Genomic DNA, 4,637 nt, shown 5'->3' on the forward strand with positions numbered 1-4,637 from the left:
CAGAAGTGGCCAGATAGGATCCTTCCGGCAATTTCTTCACATGCAGGTTAATGAGCCTTTCCATTTCATCTTCCTCTCAAATAAAAGTTAAGTTTCTTCGGGCTTCCCAAAATGCCACGCCCGAAATGTCTTCCCGTACCCAATTAAAGGTTGCCATACTATATAAGTAATGTCAATAACTACACCAAACCAGCCGGGGGATTTTTTATCTGCTGTTGTCTGTGTGGGTCCGCGTGGGTCTGTGACCAAAAAAATTCACCACCGAAGCACCGAAAAGACAACGGGAAAAGATATATCAGCAACAGACCCACACAGGCCGGGATTTTCGGCTTTTCTTCATGCTCTTCATGACTTCATGGTAAATCTTCTTTTCACCTCTCACTGTAAAATTTCCCGACACCTCCTACTCCAGCGGCAACTGGATCACAAACCGCGCCCCGCCATCCTCCCTATTCTCCGCCGTCATCCTGCCCCCGAGGCTTGCCGTAATCCTTTTCGCCTGCCAGAGGCCGATTGCCCGCTGCCCCCGTCCTTGCTGGTTTTAAAGGGCTCAAACAAGCCCTCGGGCAGCAGATCTGGCGGAATTCCCGGGCCATTGTCGGCAACTTCAATCACCACCTGCCGGGATTGTTCATCCTTTCAGGTCCTGCTGGAACTCCGGCTCACCGAGATGCTCCGGGGCGTTTTCCCGCAGCGAAAGTGATATCCGGCGCCGTTCACAATCAACAGCAAGAACGGTTACCACTACCCGCTGCTGCACTTTGACAATCGCTGCCGGGTCTTTAACAAAACCATCAGCCAGCTGGCTGATATGTACCAGGCCATCCTGGTGGACGCCGATATCCACAAAGGCACCGAATCTGGTCACATTGGTAACCAGGCCGGGAAGCCGCATCCCCTTTTCCAGATCCTCAAGGCGGTTAATCCCGGCTTTGAAGGAAAAGCGTTCAAACTCCCGCCTGGGGTCACGTCCGGGTTTAGCCAGTTCCGCCATGATATCCTCAAGGGTCGGCATACCAACCGTATCCGTAACATAACGCTTAAGATCAATCTTTTGCCGCCGGGTTTCATCGTCCATCAACTCCCGCAGCGAACAACCGCTGTCTTTGGCCATGCGGCTGACCAGAACATAGCGTTCCGGATGGACCGCGGTCGCATCAAGGGGGTTTTCACCCTCCCGGATGCGGATAAAACCGGCGGCCTGTTCAAAAGCTTTGGGGCCTAAGCGAGGCACCTTGAGCAGTTGGCGCCGGGAACTAAAAGGACCGTTTTCATCGCGGAAACGGATAATATTTTGGGCCAGGGTCGGACCCAGTCCGGATACATAAGCCAGCAGTTCACGGCTGGCGGTATTGATTTCTACCCCGACACGGTTGACACAGCTTTCCACCACCTCATCCAGCCGTCGTTTCAACTCCCCCTGATCAACATCATGCTGATACTGGCCGACCCCAATGGCTTTGGGATCAATTTTTACCAGTTCCGCCAGGGGATCCTGGAGCCGCCGGCCGATGGAAACCGCCCCCCGGACGGTAATGTCATGATTTGGAAACTCATCCCTGGCTACTTTTGAAGCCGAATAAATCGAGGCCCCTGATTCATTGACCAGGGCAATAATAATGTCTTCAGGAAGACCAATATTCCTGACAAAAGCCTCGGTTTCCCGGCCGGCAGTACCATTGCCGATAGCGATGGCTTCAATATCGTAGCGCCGGCACAAAGCCTTCACCATGGCCGCGGCCTCAGCAATTTTTTTTGCTGCATGGGTGGGATAAATAACCTCGTGGTGCAACAATTTCCCCTGGGCATCGAGGCAGACCAGCTTGGCACCGGTGCGAAACCCCGGGTCCAGGGCCATGAGCCGTTTTGGCCCCAGGGGCGGGGCCAGCAGCAATTGGCGCAGATTCTCGGCAAAAACATTGATTGCCTCAGCTTCAGCGGTCGCCCTTAAAAACTGGCGGGTTTCATTTTCAAGGGCCGGGGCCAGCAATCGCTTATAGCTGTCAGCCACCGCCTCGGCAATCTGATCACTACTCTGGTTGTCACCATGGACAAAACGGCGCTGCAGCCGGGAAAGGGCCGTCTCTGCCGGCGGTCCGATGGCAACCCGGAGAATTTTTTCCTTTTCACCCCGAAGGATGGCCAGCAACCGGTGGCCGGCAATTTTCTTAACTTTCTCCCGCCAGTCAAAATAATCCCTGAATTTCTCCCCGGCGCTTTCTTTATTTTTTATCACTTTAGCGACAATCTCTCCCTGCCGGGTAAACAGCTGCCGCAGGAACGCGCGGCTGGCGACATCCTCACTCACCCACTCGGCAATGATATCCCGGGACCCGGCCAGGGCCTCTTCGACCGAATTAACCCCGTTATCCGGCTTGACAAAAGGAACGGCCACGGCATGACTATCCGCTATTTTCTGCTCCAGCAGCAGCTTTGCCAGGGGCTCAAGACCCTTTTCCCGGGCCAGCAAAGCCCTGGTTCGCTTTTTGGGCCGGTGGGGCAGGTAGACATCCTCCAATTCAACCAGGGTTGACGCCCTCAGGAGGCTTTTTTTAAGCTCATCACTCAGCAACTCACGCTCAGCAAGGGAAGCCAGCATCGCCTGCCGCCGTTTTTCCAGGCTCGCCAATTGTTCCAGTCGATCCCTGATGTGAGTGAGGGCCACCTCATCCAGGAAACCGGTGGCCTCTTTACGGTAGCGGGCGATAAAAGGGATGGTTCCGCCATCGTTGAGCAGTTTCTCGACCATTTCCACCTGACGGCGCTTCAACTGCAGTTCAGCGGCAATAGCGGCGGGGAAATCGCTTCGCGGAGATTGAGACGTAACTGACTGGTTATCCTCTGGTCGCGGAACCAGAATTTCTTCAGGGGTTTTCATTTTAAAAAGCTCCCGCTTTTGCTTGCCATTATTATCATGCTGGGTTATTCTAAAAACAGCTGAAAGAAATTTTCAGGGATGTTTTTGGCAATGCAAGTCAAAAAGTTAAGCTACTATCAACAAGGAGGATGTATCATGTTTTTCCAGCAATTTAAAGTAGGAGGACTGGGATGCCTTTCATATATGATCGGCTGTCCCCAGGATGGCCGGGTGGTGGTCGTAGATCCCAAACGAGACATCAAAGACTACCTGGTCACCGCCAAACAGAATAAAATGAAGATCAGCCATATCATTGAAACCCATGTTCACGCGGACCATGTATCCGGAGCGCTGGAACTGCAGCAGGCTACCGGCGCCCCCATCCATCTCGGGGCCGGCAGCCCGGTTTTTTATGATCATGTTCAATTAAATGAAGGCGATAGTATCACCATCGGCGCGGTCAAATTGCAGGTTATTTTCACCCCCGGCCATACACCCCATGCCATCAGCCTGGCAATTGCTGATCTGTCCCGGGGCGAGCTGCCGCAAATGCTGTTGACCGGCGATCTCCTGTTCGTCGGCAGTATCGGCCGCCCGGATCTGGCCGGCAATGAACTGCTGGATGACCAGATCAAAAACCTTTACAACAGCCTCTATACCAAGCTCAGTCGTTTTGGCGACTATGTGGAAATCTACCCCGCCCATGGAGAAGGATCCCTCTGCGGCGCGGGCTTGAGCGCCAAACCTTCGTCCACCATGGGCTATGAACGGCAGACAAACCCCTATTTAAAACTCAGCCGGGAAGAATTTAAAAAAACTCTGGGACAGAACCAACCCCATCGGCCACAGAATTTTTCCTCTATCATTGAAACCAATCGCCAGGGGGCAGCCATCGAGGAAGAGCTGCCGGTTGCCCGACAAAAAAATCCAGCGGCTATTGCCAAATACCTCCAGGACCCTGAGCAGTACGCTCTGGTTGATCTGCGGGAAGCTGCCGCTTTTGGCGGCGCCCACATCCCCGGCAGCCTGAATATCGGTCTTTCGCCAAATTCTGCCACCTGGATGGGAAACGTGGTAGACACAGAAAAGAAAATTATTCTGCTGGCCGACAGCCAGGAACAGATCTCTCAGGCGATTACCAGTTTTCGCCGGGTAGGCTACAACCAGATAATCGGTTACTGCATTGGCCTTTCGGACTGGATTCTAGGTGGCAGGAAAACCGGTTTTCTCCCCCAGATATCGGTGCACGCACTCCAAGAAGTGCTGACAAAATATGGTAATCATACGGTCATTGATGTCCGCACCCCGACGGAATGGCAGGCAGGTCACCTGGAAAATGCCATACATCTACCCTTGCAGCAGCTGATAGCCGAAGGTATTAGTCTTGACTTGAACGATCATATCAGCGTTATCTGCGGTTCGGGATACCGCTCCAATATTGCCGGCTCAATGCTCAAAACCAATGGCTACGCACACATTTACAGCGTTATCGGCGGGATGATGGCCTGGAGGATGGCAGGATTCAAGATGGCTTTGTAAAATCTCCATACAGGATGTTCGGGCTTGGCTCATAGCCTGTCTGCGTGCGGCACGCACAGGCAGGCCATGGACGGCCGGCGAGAATGAGCGAGAGCCATGCTGGAATATTCAGAGAAATTTATTTTAAATGTAAAAAGGCCCCGGGTTAAACTCCGGGGCCTTGCAAATATATCGCAAAAACTGCGGTGAACTTTTATGATGCCATCATCTGCGGCTCAGCTCCCACCAGTGAAGGAAATTC

General features: G+C 53.1%; 3 protein-coding genes. 1 reads left to right on the forward strand and 2 read right to left on the reverse strand.

Features of this window, described 5'->3' with window-relative positions:
• Positions 1 to 462 precede the first annotated feature (462 nt).
• Positions 463 to 618 carry an ATP-binding protein gene (locus tag U9P07_03425; GenBank protein ID MEA2108453.1) on the reverse strand — a complete coding sequence of 52 codons (156 nt, stop codon included), beginning with the start codon at positions 616 to 618 and terminating at the stop codon, positions 463 to 465.
• Between the two features lie 13 nt (positions 619 to 631).
• Positions 632 to 2,878, reverse strand: coding sequence for a Tex family protein (locus U9P07_03430; GenBank protein ID MEA2108454.1), 2,247 nt, complete (start codon positions 2,876 to 2,878; stop codon positions 632 to 634).
• Positions 2,879 to 3,013: 135 nt separating this feature from the next.
• Between U9P07_03430 and U9P07_03435 the strand changes: the two genes are divergently transcribed.
• Complete coding sequence (locus U9P07_03435; GenBank protein MEA2108455.1) at positions 3,014 to 4,396, forward strand: MBL fold metallo-hydrolase; 1,383 nt, start codon at positions 3,014 to 3,016, stop codon at positions 4,394 to 4,396.
• The last annotated feature ends 241 nt before the right edge of the window (positions 4,397 to 4,637 follow it).

The organism is Pseudomonadota bacterium, from assembly GCA_034660915.1.
In the GTDB taxonomy this organism is placed as follows: domain Bacteria; phylum Desulfobacterota; class Anaeroferrophillalia; order Anaeroferrophillales; family Anaeroferrophillaceae; genus DQWO01.

Excerpts from the sequence above, each read along its gene's own strand:
- U9P07_03430 (MEA2108454.1), bottom strand. The coding sequence starts at position 2,878 with ATGAAAACCCCTGAAGAAATTCTGGTTCCGCGACCAGAGGATAACCAG.
- U9P07_03435 (MEA2108455.1), top strand. The coding sequence starts at position 3,014 with ATGTTTTTCCAGCAATTTAAAGTAGGAGGACTGGGATGCCTTTCATAT.